Annotated in this window: 16 protein-coding genes, 1 pseudogene and 1 riboswitch; of the genes and pseudogenes, 9 read left to right on the forward strand and 8 right to left on the reverse strand. The window is 63.6% G+C overall.

Features of this window, described 5'->3' with window-relative positions; translation table 11 throughout:
• From A6F65_RS04640 to A6F65_RS12680, 3 genes are all read right to left on the reverse strand, one after another.
• Window positions 1-684 (reverse strand): DUF6445 family protein, encoded by a 684-nt coding sequence (locus tag A6F65_RS04640; RefSeq protein ID WP_067786375.1) that lies wholly within the window; start codon window positions 682-684, stop codon window positions 1-3.
• Window positions 681-1,946 (reverse strand): hypothetical protein, encoded by a 1,266-nt coding sequence (locus tag A6F65_RS04645; RefSeq protein WP_067786377.1) that lies wholly within the window; start codon window positions 1,944-1,946, stop codon window positions 681-683. The genes A6F65_RS04640 and A6F65_RS04645 overlap by 4 nt, the downstream gene beginning before the upstream one ends.
• Window positions 1,947-2,015: 69 nt before the next feature.
• Window positions 2,016-5,264, reverse strand: coding sequence for a hypothetical protein (locus A6F65_RS12680; protein WP_083989230.1), 3,249 nt, complete (start codon window positions 5,262-5,264; stop codon window positions 2,016-2,018).
• A 110-nt stretch (window positions 5,265-5,374) separates the two neighbouring features.
• On the opposite strand from A6F65_RS12680, the gene A6F65_RS04655 reads away from it, so the two are divergent.
• Complete coding sequence (locus A6F65_RS04655; protein ID WP_067786381.1) at window positions 5,375-6,097, forward strand: helix-turn-helix transcriptional regulator; 723 nt, start codon at window positions 5,375-5,377, stop codon at window positions 6,095-6,097.
• A gap of 13 nt (window positions 6,098-6,110) precedes the next feature.
• On the opposite strand, the gene A6F65_RS04660 is transcribed toward A6F65_RS04655, so the two are convergent.
• Window positions 6,111-7,709, reverse strand: coding sequence for an AbgT family transporter (locus A6F65_RS04660; RefSeq protein WP_067786383.1), 1,599 nt, complete (start codon window positions 7,707-7,709; stop codon window positions 6,111-6,113).
• A 176-nt stretch (window positions 7,710-7,885) separates the two neighbouring features.
• Here A6F65_RS04660 and A6F65_RS04665 point away from each other — a divergent pair, with 176 nt between their 5' ends.
• From A6F65_RS04665 to A6F65_RS04685, 6 genes are all read left to right on the forward strand, one after another.
• Entirely contained in the window at window positions 7,886-8,239 is a 354-nt protein-coding gene (locus A6F65_RS04665; RefSeq protein ID WP_067786385.1) for an SHOCT domain-containing protein, read from the forward strand.
• 21 nt (window positions 8,240-8,260) lie between these two features.
• The gene (locus A6F65_RS04670) at window positions 8,261-8,761 is read left to right on the forward strand and encodes a DUF6404 family protein (RefSeq protein WP_067786387.1); all 501 of its coding nucleotides are present in this window, start codon (window positions 8,261-8,263) and stop codon (window positions 8,759-8,761) included.
• 113 nt (window positions 8,762-8,874) lie between these two features.
• A riboswitch (TPP riboswitch) is annotated at window positions 8,875-8,982 on the forward strand.
• Window positions 8,983-9,022: 40 nt separating this feature from the next.
• Window positions 9,023-10,906: a phosphomethylpyrimidine synthase ThiC gene (gene thiC, locus A6F65_RS04675; RefSeq protein WP_067786389.1), complete on the forward strand. Its 1,884-nt coding sequence runs from the start codon at window positions 9,023-9,025 to the stop codon at window positions 10,904-10,906.
• Complete coding sequence (locus tag A6F65_RS04680; RefSeq protein WP_067786391.1) at window positions 10,906-11,481, forward strand: DUF2199 domain-containing protein; 576 nt, start codon at window positions 10,906-10,908, stop codon at window positions 11,479-11,481. The genes thiC and A6F65_RS04680 overlap by 1 nt, the downstream gene beginning before the upstream one ends.
• A gap of 7 nt (window positions 11,482-11,488) precedes the next feature.
• Entirely contained in the window at window positions 11,489-11,638 is a 150-nt protein-coding gene (locus A6F65_RS12850) for a hypothetical protein (protein ID WP_169817001.1), read from the forward strand.
• Window positions 11,639-11,707: 69 nt separating this feature from the next.
• Window positions 11,708-13,402 (forward strand): RNA-directed DNA polymerase, encoded by a 1,695-nt coding sequence (locus A6F65_RS04685; RefSeq protein ID WP_067786393.1) that lies wholly within the window; start codon window positions 11,708-11,710, stop codon window positions 13,400-13,402.
• Here A6F65_RS04685 and A6F65_RS12685 read toward each other — a convergent pair.
• Window positions 13,399-13,545: pseudogene (locus A6F65_RS12685) on the reverse strand (DUF188 domain-containing protein); the annotation flags it as partial. The gene A6F65_RS04685 and the pseudogene A6F65_RS12685 overlap by 4 nt on opposite strands.
• On the reverse strand, window positions 13,545-14,111 hold the full coding sequence (locus A6F65_RS04690; protein WP_067790048.1) for a lipocalin family protein: 567 nt from the start codon (window positions 14,109-14,111) through the stop codon (window positions 13,545-13,547). The pseudogene A6F65_RS12685 and the gene A6F65_RS04690, both read right to left, overlap by 1 nt.
• A gap of 57 nt (window positions 14,112-14,168) precedes the next feature.
• On the opposite strand from A6F65_RS04690, the gene A6F65_RS13025 reads away from it, so the two are divergent.
• Window positions 14,169-14,330 carry a hypothetical protein gene (locus A6F65_RS13025; RefSeq protein ID WP_169817002.1) on the forward strand — a complete coding sequence of 54 codons (162 nt, stop codon included), beginning with the start codon at window positions 14,169-14,171 and terminating at the stop codon, window positions 14,328-14,330.
• Between the two features lie 21 nt (window positions 14,331-14,351).
• Here A6F65_RS13025 and A6F65_RS04695 read toward each other — a convergent pair whose 3' ends face one another.
• Both A6F65_RS04695 and A6F65_RS13210 read right to left on the reverse strand, forming a co-directional pair.
• Window positions 14,352-14,834, reverse strand: a complete 483-nt coding sequence (locus A6F65_RS04695) for a YaiI/YqxD family protein (RefSeq protein ID WP_067786395.1) — start codon at window positions 14,832-14,834, stop codon at window positions 14,352-14,354.
• Between the two features lie 63 nt (window positions 14,835-14,897).
• Complete coding sequence (locus tag A6F65_RS13210) at window positions 14,898-15,029, reverse strand: hypothetical protein (protein WP_257784265.1); 132 nt, start codon at window positions 15,027-15,029, stop codon at window positions 14,898-14,900.
• 178 nt (window positions 15,030-15,207) lie between these two features.
• Between A6F65_RS13210 and A6F65_RS04700 the strand changes: the two genes are divergently transcribed.
• Window positions 15,208-15,501 carry a hypothetical protein gene (locus A6F65_RS04700; RefSeq protein ID WP_205631901.1) on the forward strand — a complete coding sequence of 98 codons (294 nt, stop codon included), beginning with the start codon at window positions 15,208-15,210 and terminating at the stop codon, window positions 15,499-15,501.
• Window positions 15,502-15,565: the final 64 nt, after the last annotated feature.

Genomic DNA, 15,565 nt, shown 5'->3' on the forward strand with positions numbered 1-15,565 from the left:
TCAGGCGCCGCGCAGGAACATGTTAACCGTCAGCCGGCCCTTCGCGGGATCGCTGGAGAGCGCTGCGGGATCCGGGATGACACCGGAATGCAGCAGTCGCCCGCGGTAGATCGCCATCCGGTCGGGCCGTGCCTCGACCTCGCCGATCAGTTCATAGCGGTCGCTGTCGCCGTGGTAATAGGCAGCGGGCGGCTCTCCATAGTCGCGCGCGTCCTCTTCCAGCGCCGCATTGTACGCAGCTTCGCGGGGAGGGGTGATGGCCTCGAAACCCGTGCGCTTGTGGCGGTAGAAGGCCGTGCCGCCGGTTTCCGGCCCCAGCAGGTAATGCATCACGCCGATGACCTCGGGATCGCTGCTGTCGTAATGCGGCAGGCGCTGGCGCGGGGCGAGGCTGGCGGGGTCCATGGTGACGAGCGAGAAGGTCGAGACCTCCATCGCCACGCGCTGCCGGAAGCCGAAGACCTGGCCCAGCAGCTGGAACATCAGGTCGCGCCGCCGGTCGAGGTAATCCGGCTCCGCCCAGGCGCGGATGCCGGGATAGCTGGCGCCGGGATCGCGGTATTGCGCGCTGCGTGCACGCTCCAGCAACGTGTCCGCCATTCCGGAGAAATTATCGATCACCACCACCGGCTCCCGGTCATGGCCCCACTGGTGGACGGTGACGTCGGGTTCGGGGAGGGTCACGCGGCCATCTTGCAGGGGTCTTTGACCAGCTCGCCGGGAGCGGGAAGCTTGTCTGCCAGGAGATCCTGCAGGAAGGTCGATCCGCGCGCTGCCTGCAGCACGTAGATGCCGAAATTGTGCGAGCGCTTGTCCTCGCTCCAGGGATATTGCCCGCGCGTGAAATCATAGGTGCGGACCTCGACCTCGCGGTCCTTCAGGCCCTTGTCGGAAGCCACGCGGCAGGCATCTGTCCACCTGGCGCCGAGACAGGAATAGCCGGTGCGCTGGCAGCCGACGAAACCCTTGTTCAGCGCGGCATCGTCGGGCTGAATGGACAGCAAGATCTGCGATCCTTTCTCCAGCCAGCCGGCGCCGGGGAACACGATCTCACCCTTGCCCCGGTCGATGATGCCGGTGAAGGTTGCAGGGGCCGTGGCGGCAGCCATGATGCCGACGCGAAGGTCCTTGAGCTGCGGGATGCGGTAATCGCCCGTGGTCGCCTGCCGCTGCTGTTCGAAGCGGGCGTAATCGGCGTTCTTTTCCGGGTTCTGGAGAAGGTCCAGCACCGCCACAGGATCCCCGAAGGTCGCGCCCAGCACGAAGGCGCCGGAACTGTGCGCCAGGATGCGGACCTTCGTCTTGTCCGCCAGGGGCAGGGCGTTGAAAAAGGGGCGCATGGCAAAGCCCACTAGCGGGCCGGTCGCCTGCGCGCGGCCCCAGCAACCAAGGCCCACCGCATTGCTGGCGCAGCCGTCCCAGTACACCTCCACGAAATGCACGTCGCGCGGGTCGGCCATCCGGTCCATCACGGCCAGCTTCACCCGGTCGTAGCTGGGCGAAATCTCCGGCTCCACATTGTTGAAGCCGTGCACGATGACGAAGATGGTGGAGGGCATCTTGCGCCCCTGCGCGGCATATTGCGCGGCGATGCCCTTTGCGGCCGCCTGCCACTGCGCGGCCTGCTCTTCGCGCCAGAGCGCATCGTCGGGCGCGGCGCGGCAAAGGCGGCCGGCGAGTGAAGCGTCCGGTTCGGACGGGCATGGACCCTTGGCGGTATCGGCGAAAGCGGCCTGCAGGCTGCCATCATAATCGCCCAGCTTGAAGCCGCCCTTCGGTATGCCGCTGGCGGGATACAGGTCGCCGCGCGCGTCGACGAACAGGCGGGTGGTGTTGGCATAGCCTTCCAGGAAGGCGGGCTTGGCATATTCCACATGCCGCGGCAGGCCGCAGGCGGACACGAATACGGCCAGTATCAGGCAAAGCGGACGGAGGAGGGAGCCCATGCCCCGCACGCTATCGCCGGGACGGGCGCAAGTCTACGCCCGCCCCGGGATTTGGGCCCCCCAAGCCACTCAGAAACCGAAGGCAACCCCCACGCGCCCGCCATCGCTGTCCTTGGCGGTGGAGCCGGCATAGCCGCCGCTGACGTAGAGGCGCGGTGTCACCCGCACAACGACGCTGGCGGAATAGCCCTGCTCCCCGCGATAGGTGGCGGCGTTGAGGTTGAAGGACACGGTGCTGTCCGGCACGATCATCGTCCCGCCGAACGCCATGGAGGCGGCGATACCGGCGTTGTTGCGTTTCTCCATGCTGTCCAGCCGGAACTCGATCCCGGCGACCTTGGCATCGAGCACATTCACCCGGTCCTCGACAGCCGTGACGCGGTTGCCCAGCGCCAGGAACTGCTGGTCCGTCACCGCCTGGATGTGCAGCATGCCCATGGCGATCTGGCGCACGGAGGAGGTGGTAGCCACGCTCTGGCGGCCCAGCGTGCCATTCGCGTCCACCGTCACAACGTCCACCGGCCCCACCTGCGCGGCGGTGCTGGAGTCGATATCGGCGACGACCACGCTGGTCCCGTCGCTGCCCAGCATTACCTGGTTGGCCGCCGTTGTGGCAGCGCCGGAGCCGACGGCGGTGGAGTTGGAGAAGTTGGCAGTCGCATCCTGGCCGATGGCGGTGGCACCCGGCGCGCTGGCCGCAGCGGACTGGCCAATCGCCGTGGCGTTGGCGCCGATGGAGGAACTGCCGACACCGATGGAGACCGAGTTTTGCCCCGATGCGGTCGACTGCGCGCCAAATGCGATGGAGCTGTTGCCGCTGGCGGTGGAGCCCTGGCCCATGGCCGTGGCAAAGGTGCCGGTGGCCGAGGCATCCTCGCCGATGGCGGCATTGCCGCCCTGCGTGGCCTGCGCGCCATTGCCGATGGCGACCGCCTTGAAGCCGGAGGCATTGCTGCCCGCGCCCAGCGCCGTGGAGGCAAAGCCGCCTGCGCTCGCGCCGTCTCCGATCACCACGGTCGAACCGTTGGTTGCCGCGACATTCCGCCCGATGGCGACCGCACCGATCCCCAGCGCCTGCGCGCCGAAACCGATGGCCGTGCCGCCCGCGCCCGTGACGTAGCTGTCCGTGCCGATGGCTGTGCCTTCGTCCGCCCGGACCCATGCCCGCGCACCGATGGCGACGGAGCCTGCGGTGTCGGCCTTGGCCGCTTCGCCCAATGCGATGGCATCGTCCCCCGTAGCGCTGGCCGCCGTGCCGGTGGAATTGGCGGCGAGGTAAGGCGATGCCGTGCCGCCACCACCCGAAACACCCGCAATGGCAGCATTGAGCTGCGCCACGGTTACTGCGTCATTGGCATCGATCCCGGCATCGAGATTGGTGATGCGGCGGCGCAGCGATGCGCTGCCGACCGACACCGTATCGTCCGCATCGGCAACGGAGCCGGTACCCAGTGCAACGGAATTGAAGGCCGTCGCCTCGCTGCCAGAGCCAAGCGCAACCGCGCCCACGCCGGTCGCGCTGGCGGGGCTGGGATCGAAACCCATTACCGTATCCAGGAAGGGGTTGCCGGCGCTGGCGAGTGCCGCGTTCAGCTGGCCCACGGTAACGGCATCGGTATCGTCGATCCCGTCGCTGATATTTGTGAGGCGGCGCGTGATCGCCGTAACGTCGTCACTTGGATCGCCCGGCGTGCCATTGTCGCTGAAGGCGCGGCCGAAGGAGACGGTGTTTTCCTGGTCTGCGACGGAGTTGCTTCCCACTGCAACCGAACTGCTTCCCGTTGCCGACGCACCGGCCCCTAGCGCTGTAGCCCGGAAGCCGGCGGATGCAGACGAGCCAATGGCTACGCCGTCACCTGCGAACACATTGGCATTACTGCCAAGAGCGATTCCGCCATCAGCTCCGCTATTCGTCGAAGCACCGCGGCCTATGGCGATAGAATTCTCTCTGGTTGCGTTTGCATCGTCGCCGATGGCGATCGAGCTTCGCCCAGTCGCGTCACTGGCTCTTCCGACTGCAACGCTGCCACTTTGTATCGCACGCGCGATAGTGCCAACTGCGACGCTGCCGACGCCGGTAGCGAAAGCGTTGGATCCATAAGCGGAAGCCTGGGAGCCGGCCCGGCTCGAGTTGCCAATGGCCACTCCGAAATCTGCGACGACGGTGGCATCCTGTCCCACGGCGATCGAACGGGAAAAGGCGGCGCTCGCGCGCTGACCAATTGCTATCGAAACCGCGCCGCTTGCGGTGGCATCTTCCCCAAGCGCAGTCGCGCCAAGGCTTGTTGCGGAGGCACCATCGCCAATGGCGATTGTCGAACTATTGGACGAGATCGACGCGACACCAATTGCGATGGCACGTTCGCCGGAAGCCGAGGCGCCATTGGCGAATGCATCGCCGCCGCCAAGAGCAACCGAGTATCTGCCCGCAGCATTGGACAAAGCCCCGAGCGCCGTTGATCCAATTCCGCCAGCTTCGCTGGAGCTTCCCAAGGCAACGGCATTCAGGCCATCTGCAAAGCTGGAACTTCCCAAGGCAACGGCGTTAATGTTATCGGCAAAAGCTGCCCAGCCCACCGCGATCGCTTCGGCGCCGTCCGCCCTAGCAGCGCCCCCCAGCGCCGTAGAACGCGCCCGTTCGGCAGACGCGCCGAACCCAAAGGCACTGGCGCTTTCCGCAATAGCCTGAGAGCGCGCACCTACCGCGGTGGCGAAATTATTCCCGGTGCCAGAGCTGATGCCAGCAATTGCGAGGTGCCCGATCGCGGTAGACTCCGTTCCAGTGGCTGCCGTACCTGAGCCAAATACCGATGCGCCGTCGCCGTTCGCATGTGCATTTGTCGCAGTGCCATCAGCCAAAACGACGGTGCCGCCGACTGCCGTCGCTCCCTCGCCACCTGCAGCTGCGGACAAGCCTACGGCGGTGGCACTGTATCCAGCCGTAAAGGTATATGACCCCACGGCAGTGGCTCCGTCTGACAGCGCCCGAGCAAGAAAGCCTAATGCGACGCTCGATGTCCCGGTGGCCTTCGATTGCGGCCCGATGGCCACGGCCTGCATGCCACTGGCGGTGGCGTTACTCCCGCAGGCCAAGCGATCGTCCACCCCACTCGAATCAGCCCCCCCGTCGTTGTCCGTGCCGGCATCGACCACACCGTCATTGTCCCGGTCCAGCAGGCAGTCTTCTGCGGCGGCCGGCTGGTGGAAACCCAGCGCCACGCAGCCCGCGGCGGTGGAAAGGAGGATTCGGTTCAAGCTGCTCATGGTCTTCCCCTGGATTGCTATGATGCGCGGTGCAGGGGAGCGTCCGCTTTCCATGGGGACCGTGCGCCTGCGTACGCCACGCGCGATCCTCTGCCGATACGCGGTCTTGCCCAATACCCGATTATGGGTATCTTTCAGGTTTCAAGGGGTTGGGGCCGCAACAGATGACATCAATACGCAAGGCGCGTAGCCGTTCGGACCTGGACTGGGTCGTGTCCTCTCCCACGGCGGCGACGCTGTGGCGCAGGATCGAACAGGCGGCGGCGGACCTTGGCTTCCCGCTGTATATCTATGTCTTCGTGCGGCGCGACGGCACCCGCTTCCACCACACGAACATCCCCGCGCGCTATTATGCCGGGCCGGAGCATGATCCCTTCCTGGTCTATTGCTGCAACAACCTTGGCCACACGCTGACCGGGGCGGAGTTCCTGCCCGATTACCGATACCTTTCGGAAGGGGAGCAGGCCTTCATCCAGCAGGCGCGCGGCAGCGGGATGCGCAGCGGCATCGGCATACCCGTGCGCACGCGCAGCAACCCGGAATATGGCGGCTTCAATTTCGGCACGCACCTGCCGCGCGCCGAATTCGAGGCCGGGCCGCTGAAACAGCTGGAGACGCTGCGTACCCTATGCCTCGCCGCCCAGCAGCGGATCGAAGAGCTGGGCGTGGTGGCAGAGGCGCCGGACCAACAGCACGCGCTGGCCATGGGCTCGCTCACCCCGCGGGAGCGCGAGATCTTCGACCTGCTCGCCATCGGCCTGCCGCGCGCGGACATGGCGGACCGGGCGGGCATATCGCCGCACACCGCCTCCACCCATATCAAGCGCATCTATCGCAAGCTGGGCGTACGCTCCCGCGCGGAGGCGATGACGCTGCGCATGCAATAGGGCGCGGTTCCGCTCAGGGCGTGTAGTAAGTCGGCGAGCCCGGACCCACCGGCAGGCCGATGATGAAGGTCCATAGGTAGAAGAACAGGCTCCACGCTGTGATGAAGAAGATGGTGTAAGGCAGCATCATCGCTATCAGCGTGCCCACGCCCAGATCCTTCTGATACCGCGTCGCCCATGCCAGGATCAGCCCGAAATAGCTCATCATCGGGGTGATGATATTGGTTGTGCTATCGCCGATCCGGTAAGCCGCCTGGATGGCTTCCGGCGCGTAGCCGATCAGCATCAGCATGGGCACGAAGATGGGCGCGGTCACCGCCCATTGCGCCGATGCGCTGCCCAGCGACAGGTTGATCAGCGCGCACAGCAGGATGAAAAGGAAGAACACCATCGGCCCGGTCAGCCCGGTGCTGACCAAGAAATTGGCGCCCGATACGGCGGTGATCGCGCCCAGATTCGTCCAACCGAAGAAGGCCACGAACTGCGCGGCAAAGAACACCAGCACGATGTACAGGCCCAGCGAGCTGAGCGCGGCGGCCATGGCGTCGATCACGTCGCGGTCCGTCTTCATCGTGCCGGTCGCGCGGCCATAGGCGTAACCGATGGAAACAAAGAAGATCAGTATCCACACCACGAAGCCATCGAAGAAGGGGCTGTCCATCCGGTCGCCCGACTCTGCATTGCGCAGCACGCCCCATTCCGGCCACAGCGTCAGTGCCATCAGGGCGAGCACGCCCAGCAGCGCCAGGCCCGCCCAGCGCAGGCCCTTGCGCTCCTTGTCGGTCAGCTGCTGCATCATCCCTTCGTCAAGGATGGTCGGGTCTGCCTTGGAGGCATCGTATTCGCCCAATTTGGGCTCCACAATATAGATGCTGACGGCAGAACCGATGGCCGCGATCAGGAAGGTGGAAGCGAACATGAAATACCAGTTCGCCGTGGCCAGTACGGTGTAATCGGGATCGATCAGCTGGGCGGCCTCCTGCGTGATACCCGCCAGCAGCGGGTCGATCGTGCCGATCAGCAGGTTCGCGCTGTATCCGCCGGACACCCCGGCAAAGGCGGCTGCCATGCCCGCCAGCGGGTGGCGGCCCAGCGCGTAGTAGATTGCGCCGCCCAGCGGGATCAGCACGACATAGCCCACCTCGCTGGCGGTGTTGGAGATGATTCCGGCGAACACGATGGCCACCGTCACCAGCTTGGGCGGGGCGCCCATCACCATGCTGCGCACGGCCGCGGAGAGCAGGCCGGATTTCTCCGCCACGCCCACGCCCAGCATCGCCACCAGCACCACGCCCAGCGGCGCAAAGCCGGTGAAATTGTCGACCAGGCCGGTGAAGATGCGGCGCAGCCCGTCGCCGTCCATCAGGCTGACCGCGCGGATCATCCCGTCCTCCGCCACGCCCTTCGCGCCTGCGGGCCGCGGGTCCTCCACCGCGATGCCGAAATAACCCAGCACGCCGGACAGCAGCACGATGCCGATGGCCAGCAGCGCGAACAGCGTGACCGGATGCGGCAGCAGATTACCGAGCCATTCGACCCCGTCCAGGAAGCGGGTGAAGGCATTGCGCTTGGCCCGCGCATGCTGCGCGGTCGTGGTGGGAAATTCGCTCATTCGCAGTCCTCAGCTCGATGTATGGCCCAGGCGAGTAGCCCGAGACCGTACTTATGCGAAGGGCAAACGACAGCACGCCGTCAACTTGACATTTCGCAATTTCCCGCAAGATTGACCCCGGCGTACCAGGCAGTGGTCCGGAAGAGCGTTCATATTTCACGGGGGGCATTTTCATTATGGTTTTCTATATTCTCATGGGCGTGATCTGCGCTTTCGTCTGCGTGTCGATGGCGCGGTCGAAGAACCGTGAAACGGGATTGTGGGGCGTTCTCGGATTTTTCTTCGGCATATTCGCCGTGATCATCCTGGCGGTGCTGGAAAAGCGGCCGGTGGAAGGCGCGATGACGTATCAGGGCGCAGCCGGTGGGCAGGCTTCGCCCGGCTCTTCTACCCCCGCCGCCATGGCCAGTGCGCCGCCTGCAGCCAGCACGGCAGACGAGCTTGCCCAGTGGAAGCGCCTGCTGGACGATGGCGCGATCGACGAGGACGAATTCCGCGCCAAGAAGGCCGAACTGCTCGCCCGCAGCTGATCGCCTGGACGGTAGGTTTACATGACGAATTTGGCAGAAGAACTTCGCAAGTTGAACGAGCTGCGCGTGAGCGGCGTCCTGAGCGAAGAGGAATTCGCGGAGCAGAAATCGCGTCTGATGGCGAAGGACAAGGTGGTCAGCGGCAAGGCCGACATGGATGGCTACCCCACGCAGAAGATCGCAAATGCCGTCGCCATGCTGCGCGCGACCGGTCTGGAGGAGCGCGAAATCGCCACCAAGGGGCACCGCTGGCTCTGGCAGCGCGGCTTTGCGCTTCCGCCGGGGCCCTATGTTGCCCGGGAGAAGGGGCCGTATGCCTTGCTTTGCGCAGGCATGGCGCTGTTTGCCGGGACTATCGCCTATATGGTCTTCTCGATCATGACCGGCGGCGGCATATCCTTCTGGACCGGCCTTGGTCTTTACCTCGTTTTCTTCGCGGTCTTCTTCCTGATCCTGCCCGGCAATTTGCAGGCGACCGTGCGCAAGAAGAAGCTGCCCGAATGGGACCAGATCCCCGGCTGATCCGTCTCTCCGGTCGCATGGGGAAGCTCACCCCGCACCGGCGCGCGCTCCCCTCTCTCACCCGCCATCGCCGCGCGACCGGCTGGACCCGCCGCGCAAACCCGCCTACACCCCTGCCATCCCCGGGGAGCGCGCTTGCGCTGAGAGGTGGGCGTAGCGCCCCACGACCCGTCGAACCTGAACCGATTAGCATCGGCGGAGGGAGTGGGCGGTCGCTGATGCCACGGGCCCGCTTTCCATCCGCCAGACGGAGAGAAACGCATGGCCGACATCAATTCCCAGTTCGAAATCGGCGTGACGACCGGCCCCATTCGCGGCAGCCGCAAGGTCCATGTCCCCGCCCGTACCGGCAGCGGCATCCGTGTCGCCATGCGCGAGATCGACCTTGAGGGGGGCGAGGAGCCGGTGCGCGTCTACGACACCTCCGGCCCCTATACCGACCCCGATGCCGTCATCGACATCAATGCCGGCCTGCCGCAGCTGCGCCGCGAATGGATCGAGGCGCGCGGCGATGTGGAATCCTACACCGCCCGCGAAGTGAAGCCGGAAGACAACGGCCAGCTCGGCCCGGACCGTTCGGGCGGCGTCCCCGCCTATCCCAATGTCCACAAGCAGGTGCTGCGCGCCAAGCCCGGCGCGAATGTCAGCCAGATGCACTATGCTCGCCAGGGCATCATCACGCCGGAAATGGAATATGTGGCGGAGCGCGAGAATATCGGCCGCGCCGCGCTGGAAACCGCGCCCGACGGCAACAGCTGGGGCGCCGCCATCCCGCAGGAAATCACGCCGGAATTCGTGCGCGACGAGGTCGCCCGCGGCCGCGCCATCATCCCCAACAACATCAACCACCCGGAAAGCGAACCGATGGCCATCGGGCGCAACTTCCTGGTCAAGATCAACGCCAATATCGGCAATAGCGCCGTCGCATCGGACGTGGCGGCAGAGGTCGACAAGATGGTCTGGGCCACCCGCTGGGGCGCGGACACGATCATGGACCTCTCCACGGGCCGCAACATCCACGACACACGCGAATGGATCATCCGCAACTCCGCCGTGCCGGTGGGCACCGTGCCGATCTACCAGGCGCTGGAGAAGGTCGGCGGCATTGCCGAGGACCTCACCTGGGAAGTGTTCCGCGACACGCTGATCGAGCAGGCCGAACAGGGCGTCGACTATTTCACCATCCACGCCGGCGTGCGCCTGCCTTACGTGCCGATGACCGCCAAGCGCGTGACCGGCATCGTCAGCCGCGGCGGATCGATCATGGCGAAATGGTGCCTCGCGCATCACAAGGAGAGCTTCCTCTACGAGCGCTTTGACGAGATCACCGAGATCATGAAGGCCTATGACATCGCCTATTCGCTGGGTGACGGCCTGCGCCCTGGCTCTATCGCCGACGCCAATGACGAAGCCCAGTTCGCCGAGCTCTACACGCTGGGCGAGCTGACCAAGCGCGCCTGGGAACAGGACGTGCAGGTGATGATCGAAGGCCCCGGCCACGTGCCGATGCACAAGATCAAGGAGAACATGGACAAGCAGCTGGAGGCGTGCGGCGAAGCGCCCTTCTACACATTGGGACCGCTCGTCACCGATATCGCGCCGGGTTACGACCACATCACCAGCGGCATCGGCGCGGCACAGATCGGCTGGTACGGCACCGCGATGCTCTGTTACGTCACGCCGAAAGAACACCTCGGCCTGCCCGACCGCGACGATGTGAAGGTGGGCGTCGTGACTTACAAGCTCGCCGCCCACGCCGCCGACCTCGCCAAGGGCCACCCCGCCGCCCAGGTACGCGACGACGCGCTGAGCAAGGCCCGCTTCGAATTCCGCTGGCGCGACCAGTTCAACCTGTCGCTCGACCCCGATACGGCCGAGCAATACCACGACCAGACGTTGCCTGCGGAGGGCGCCAAGACCGCCCACTTCTGCAGCATGTGCGGGCCGAAATTCTGCTCGATGAAGATCACGCAGGAAGTGCGCGACTTCGCGGCGAAGCAGAACTCGGACAGCTATCTGGCGAGCGAGAACATAAAGCGCGAGACCTCTCCGCAAGAGGCCGAGGAAGCGGAGAAGGGCATGGAGGACATGAGCGAGGTGTACCGGGAGAAGGGGGAGAAGTTGTATTTGCCCTCCGACGACTGATGGTCTTCGGGTTCGGTAAGAAGCGCGGCCCAAGCGCCGCCGATCAACTGGCATCGGGAAAGTGGAAGTGCGCCAGCTGTGACGAGTGGCATGGCTGGCCCTTCGACCTCGCCGCATACGCGCCCGATCCGTGGCCGCATGAGAAAGCCTATGAGCAGAACAGCGACTTGCGTCTCGAAGGCGATTTCCTTTCCGAAGACTTCTGCGTGCTTAGCGGCAAGCACTTCATGGTGCGCGCAATCTTGCCCGTGCCAGTGATAGGCGTCTCCGGCGATTTCGCATTCGGGTGCTGGAGCACATTGAGCGAGACGAATTTTGACAAATATATCGAGGGCTTCGATGCGGGCGAATATGCGGATGCGCCACACTGGACGGGTTGGCTGATGAACCGCATCGCCGACTTCGTGCCGGGACCGGAGCCGCTAGGAGTGATCGTCCAGCCGCAACCCGGACGCCAGCGCCTTCTTCTCTGGGTGCAGGACGAAGGGCATCCCCTCGCCATCGCGCAATCCGAAGGCATCACCGCCGAGCGAATGTTGGAGGTGTTTGCTCACTATGGGCACGCACCTGCCTGACCGGACGGTGAAGCAGAACTCGGACAGCTACCTCGCGAGCGAGAACTTGCGTGCCGAGACCTCAGCCGAAGAGGCCGAAGAAGCGGAGAAGGGCATGGAGGAGATGAGCGAGGTGTACCGGGAGAGGGGCGAGAAGTTGTATTTGCCGGAGGAGTAATTCGGCAGCTAATTGCGGTTGTATAATTCGTGAGCTGTTGCCATCACCCCCCCCATTGCGGTTTGGGGGATGGTTTTGCTTTCGAAAGATATTCTGCAGGCCTTGCTAGGGAAGGGATACTTTCCCAAGGAACTGCCGCCAACTTTCACAACGGCGACTTTCTCTCAGGAGATTGAGGCCATCTTGTCTGATTGGGGAGTGGCGGAACTCTACAAAAAGCAGCCAAAAAAACGAAACCGCAGAAAATACAAATCCAACGCCTATGGATACGAAGTCCCGAAGGCCGAAATGGAAAGCATCTCCATTCCGAAAATTGGATTTGAACGCCGGACAGTGGGGATCACTCATCCGATCCCACAAGCTCTTCTTTGTGAGGAAATTGCGAAAAATTATCCGACTATTCAAAAGTGGCTTACTCGGCAAACGTATTCCCTTGATGAGATTCGCGTTTCGCGGAAGTACGTACGAGCTATTAAGGGGATAAATTTCTCCCTCCATCGCGCGAAAAAGTCCTACATCGAGGCCACGTCAGATTGGCTTGTCAAAACGGACATCACGCGCTTCTATCCATCTATTTACACACATTCTTTGACGTGGGCAGCCTACGGCAAAGAAAAGGTGAAGGCGCGGCTCAAGACATTCGAGGGTAGTCTCGCGGATCGACTAGATATTCTAGTGAGAGCTTGTAATCGCAATCAGACAATTGGAATCCCAGTTGGACCAGAAACCTCTAGAATATTGGCCGAAATAATTTCATCACGCATTGATGACGACCTAAGGGCTGGCTTCGAAGATATCGAAGTCGATTCTGTGGACCGTCTGCAAGATGATTGGTTTGTGGGCGTAAAGACGCTCGAACGGTCGGAGAAGGTTCTATCGCAGATTGGCGCTGCCTACCGCGACTATAGTCTCGACATCAACGGCAGAAAGACTTCGGTCACGCGGATTGTACAGCATGTTGAAGAAGGTTGGAAAACTGAACTAGCTGGGTTCCTTTCGCACAAAACAGGCGACCTCAGAGGGGCACGACTGCGTGAGTTTCTGAATCTCACCCTCCGCCTTCAGCTCGAATACGAGAACCAAGCCGTCACCAATTATGCGTTGTCAGTGTTAGAGCATCAGTCCTTCGTAAAGTCCGACGTTGAAGCTTTGGAATCGTTTCTCTTGAAAGCCTCCGTGAGTTCACCGGGATCCATGTCGCGCATAGCTGAAATGATTTTGAATCTCGACTACGACACAAAGGCCGTCTCCAAACAAAGAATATCTGGCCGATTTACCGAGCTATCATCCAGAGCTCTTGAGAATGGCAACACATATGAAGCTATTTGGCTAGTTTACACTCTGCGCGGTCTAAAGTGTGTGATTGCCGATAAGCAATTGGTTAATTTGATTTCAAGTTCAAACTCGAGCGTGCTCGCCCTTATGCTCTTGGATATGAATGATCGCGGACTTGTAAGGTGCCCGATCTCGACCAGCTATTGGGAGTCGCAAATAAGTAACGACGCTGTGAAAGTGGATTGGTCATGGCTACTTGCCTATGAAGGTATGAGGCGGGGTTGGTTGCCTGATCCGAATGGCTTGATGGCCCAGCCTTTTTTTGAAGCTATGCACAGTCGCGGCGTGATTTTTTACGACGAGAGACGCAACGTCCGAAAACGCCGAGAAATGCTCAGACTGCGAAAAGCCATGCAAAGGCGTATGCGAAGCGAAGTGAGGCGCTTCATGTTCACAGTGCGTGATGTCGACTTTGACGAGCACTACTAACGATCGCGCCCCATCCCCACCAGCACTCGGTCCAGCGCCTGCAGGAAGTTCGACCGGTCCGCCTTACTGAACGGCGGAGGGCCTCCGCCCACTCCGTCCATCACGGCGCGCAGGTCTTCCATGATGGCGCGGGTGGTGATGCTCAGCCCTCCGGCTGCTGCGTCATCCGCACCAGCGACCAGTCATATCCCAGCTCCTTCACCCGCCGCTCCAGCAGGGTGCGGGTCGCCGCATCGGGCTGGGCTTCGCGGGTCAGCAACCAGAGGTAGCGGCCGCTCGGCTCGCCTACGATGGACCAGGGGTAGAGGCCGTCCGCATCCGGCTCGCCGCGGTCCAGCACCCAGTAATCGCCGTAAAAGGGGCCGAAGAAGCTGACCTTCAGCTGAGCGCCCTGGCTGCCCTCCACCACTTTGGCGCGGCCGGTGGACTGGCGGAACTCGCCGTCCAGCGCGCCTTCGTAGCAGGAGTTGACCACGCGGATCTTGCCGTCATCGCGCAGGGTGTACTCGGCCGTCACGCCTTCGCAGCCTTCCTGGAAGGGCGCCTCGTACCGCGCATATTCGTACCACGTGCCAAGGTAGGATTGCAGCGCCACGGGCTTGGCCGGCATGGGCACGCTGGCATTGCCGACCGGGCCGGGCGTGCCGACGCAGGCGGCGGCGGTCAGGAGGAGGGCGGGGGCGAGGAGCAGGGTGCGCAGGGCTTTCATGTTGTCCCAACCCCATCGCCGCTGGCCAGGTTCCCCGAAGGCGGCCATAGGGGACGCATGGCCGACCTCTATCTCAAGAACCTCGAATCCGAACGCCGCCAGCTGTGGGCCACGTGCCGCCTGAAGGGCCTGCCCAAGGACACGCCGGAGCGGCAGCGCATCGTGGCCATCGACGCGGCGATCGCGGCGCACAAGGCGAAGGCCAAGGCTGCGGAGTGAGGCGTGGCTGTTAGCGGGCGGCTAGCGGGCGGTTCGCGACAGGCGCACCAGCTCGCGGTCCAGCGCCTGCAGGAAGCGCGAACGGTCGGCCTTGGAAAAGGCGGGCGGGCCGCCGCCGATTCCGTCCATCCCGCTGCGCAGGTCCGCCATGATGGCCCGCGTCGCGATGGCCGCGCCGATGCCTGCGGTGTCGAACGGCTTGCCATTATGCGCCAGCACCGCCGCGCCGGCCTTCAGGCAGCGTTCCGCCAGCAGGATGTCCGCGGTGATGACCACGGTGTGCGGCCCGGCATTGTCGGCGATCCAGTCATCCGCCGCGTCGAAGCTGTCCGACACCACCACGCGCTTCACCCGCTCGCTCACCGGCACGCGGAAGGGACTGTTGCTGACCACGCGGACATGCGCGCCATGGCGCTGCGCCACGCGGTAGATTTCGTCCTTCACCGGGCAGGCATCGGCATCAACAAGGATGGTGACGGGTTGGGGCGGGCGGGCGCTATCCATGGCTGATGCCGTAGCGTGCCCGCCGCGCCGCGCCTACGATTGCGGGCCTGTTATTCGCAGGGCTCAGCTGTTCTTCATGTTCTCCAGCCCCTTGATGGCGCCGGGCTTCAGGCTGGGGTTGGAGGCGTTGGTCTTGACCTTTTCCTTCTTGGGCTTGCGGTTCTCGCGGCTCTTCTTCTGCTGGCCTTTGGCCATGGTCTTTTCCAATCGGGGCGGCATGCCCCGCCGCAGACCCTACGCCCCATTGCCCGATTGCTTGCATCAATTCGCAGCGGCCGGGTGGGGGCAGGCGGTGAGGGCTCCGCGAAATTCAGGACGAGGGCCGGACCCTTTCGGTCTTCCCACCCGTTGCTGCACCGCACAAGCCAGGAAAATGTTCATGACCTCCCCCGAAGCCGCCACCCGCCTCTGGTTCGACAGCATGTCGCTCGCGATGGAGGCTTCCTCGGTCATCTGGCTGCGCAGCTGGCGCATGATGGCAGGCGGCGCTCTGGCAGAGCGGGAAGGGCAGCGCATGGTGGACGAGAAGCTGGCCGCCGCCGCGACCTTCTGGCCCGCCATGATGATGGCCGCGCCCTTCAGTCCGGCAGCCTTCGGCACGCAGGCTCTGGCGCATTATGCCAAGCCGGTGAGGGCCAACCGGCGGCGCCTTTCGCGGAGCGGCTGAAACCCGCCGTTGCGCGCCGATTTTGCGGAACGCGGCGGGCGTCCGGGCGTTGAATTATCGAGGG

Origin of the sequence: Paraurantiacibacter namhicola, from assembly GCF_001687545.1 — a bacterium.
Lineage (GTDB): Bacteria > Pseudomonadota > Alphaproteobacteria > Sphingomonadales > Sphingomonadaceae > Paraurantiacibacter > Paraurantiacibacter namhicola.

Bases quoted from the DNA above. Each gene is read 5' to 3' on its own strand.
- A6F65_RS04645 (WP_067786377.1), bottom strand. From the start codon at position 1,946: ATGGGCTCCCTCCTCCGTCCGCTTTGCCTGATACTGGCCGTATTCGTG.
- A6F65_RS12680 (WP_083989230.1), bottom strand. From the start codon at position 5,264: ATGGAAAGCGGACGCTCCCCTGCACCGCGCATCATAGCAATCCAGGGG.
- A6F65_RS04655 (WP_067786381.1), top strand. From the start codon at position 5,375: ATGACATCAATACGCAAGGCGCGTAGCCGTTCGGACCTGGACTGGGTC.
- A6F65_RS04660 (WP_067786383.1), bottom strand. From the start codon at position 7,709: ATGAGCGAATTTCCCACCACGACCGCGCAGCATGCGCGGGCCAAGCGC.
- A6F65_RS04665 (WP_067786385.1), top strand. From the start codon at position 7,886: ATGGTTTTCTATATTCTCATGGGCGTGATCTGCGCTTTCGTCTGCGTG.
- A6F65_RS04670 (WP_067786387.1), top strand. From the start codon at position 8,261: ATGACGAATTTGGCAGAAGAACTTCGCAAGTTGAACGAGCTGCGCGTG.
- thiC (WP_067786389.1), top strand. From the start codon at position 9,023: ATGGCCGACATCAATTCCCAGTTCGAAATCGGCGTGACGACCGGCCCC.
- A6F65_RS04680 (WP_067786391.1), top strand. From the start codon at position 10,906: ATGGTCTTCGGGTTCGGTAAGAAGCGCGGCCCAAGCGCCGCCGATCAA.
- A6F65_RS04685 (WP_067786393.1), top strand. From the start codon at position 11,708: ATGGTTTTGCTTTCGAAAGATATTCTGCAGGCCTTGCTAGGGAAGGGA.
- A6F65_RS04690 (WP_067790048.1), bottom strand. From the start codon at position 14,111: ATGAAAGCCCTGCGCACCCTGCTCCTCGCCCCCGCCCTCCTCCTGACC.
- A6F65_RS13025 (WP_169817002.1), top strand. From the start codon at position 14,169: ATGGCCGACCTCTATCTCAAGAACCTCGAATCCGAACGCCGCCAGCTG.
- A6F65_RS04695 (WP_067786395.1), bottom strand. From the start codon at position 14,834: ATGGATAGCGCCCGCCCGCCCCAACCCGTCACCATCCTTGTTGATGCC.
- A6F65_RS13210 (WP_257784265.1), bottom strand. From the start codon at position 15,029: ATGGCCAAAGGCCAGCAGAAGAAGAGCCGCGAGAACCGCAAGCCCAAG.
- A6F65_RS04700 (WP_205631901.1), top strand. From the start codon at position 15,208: ATGTTCATGACCTCCCCCGAAGCCGCCACCCGCCTCTGGTTCGACAGC.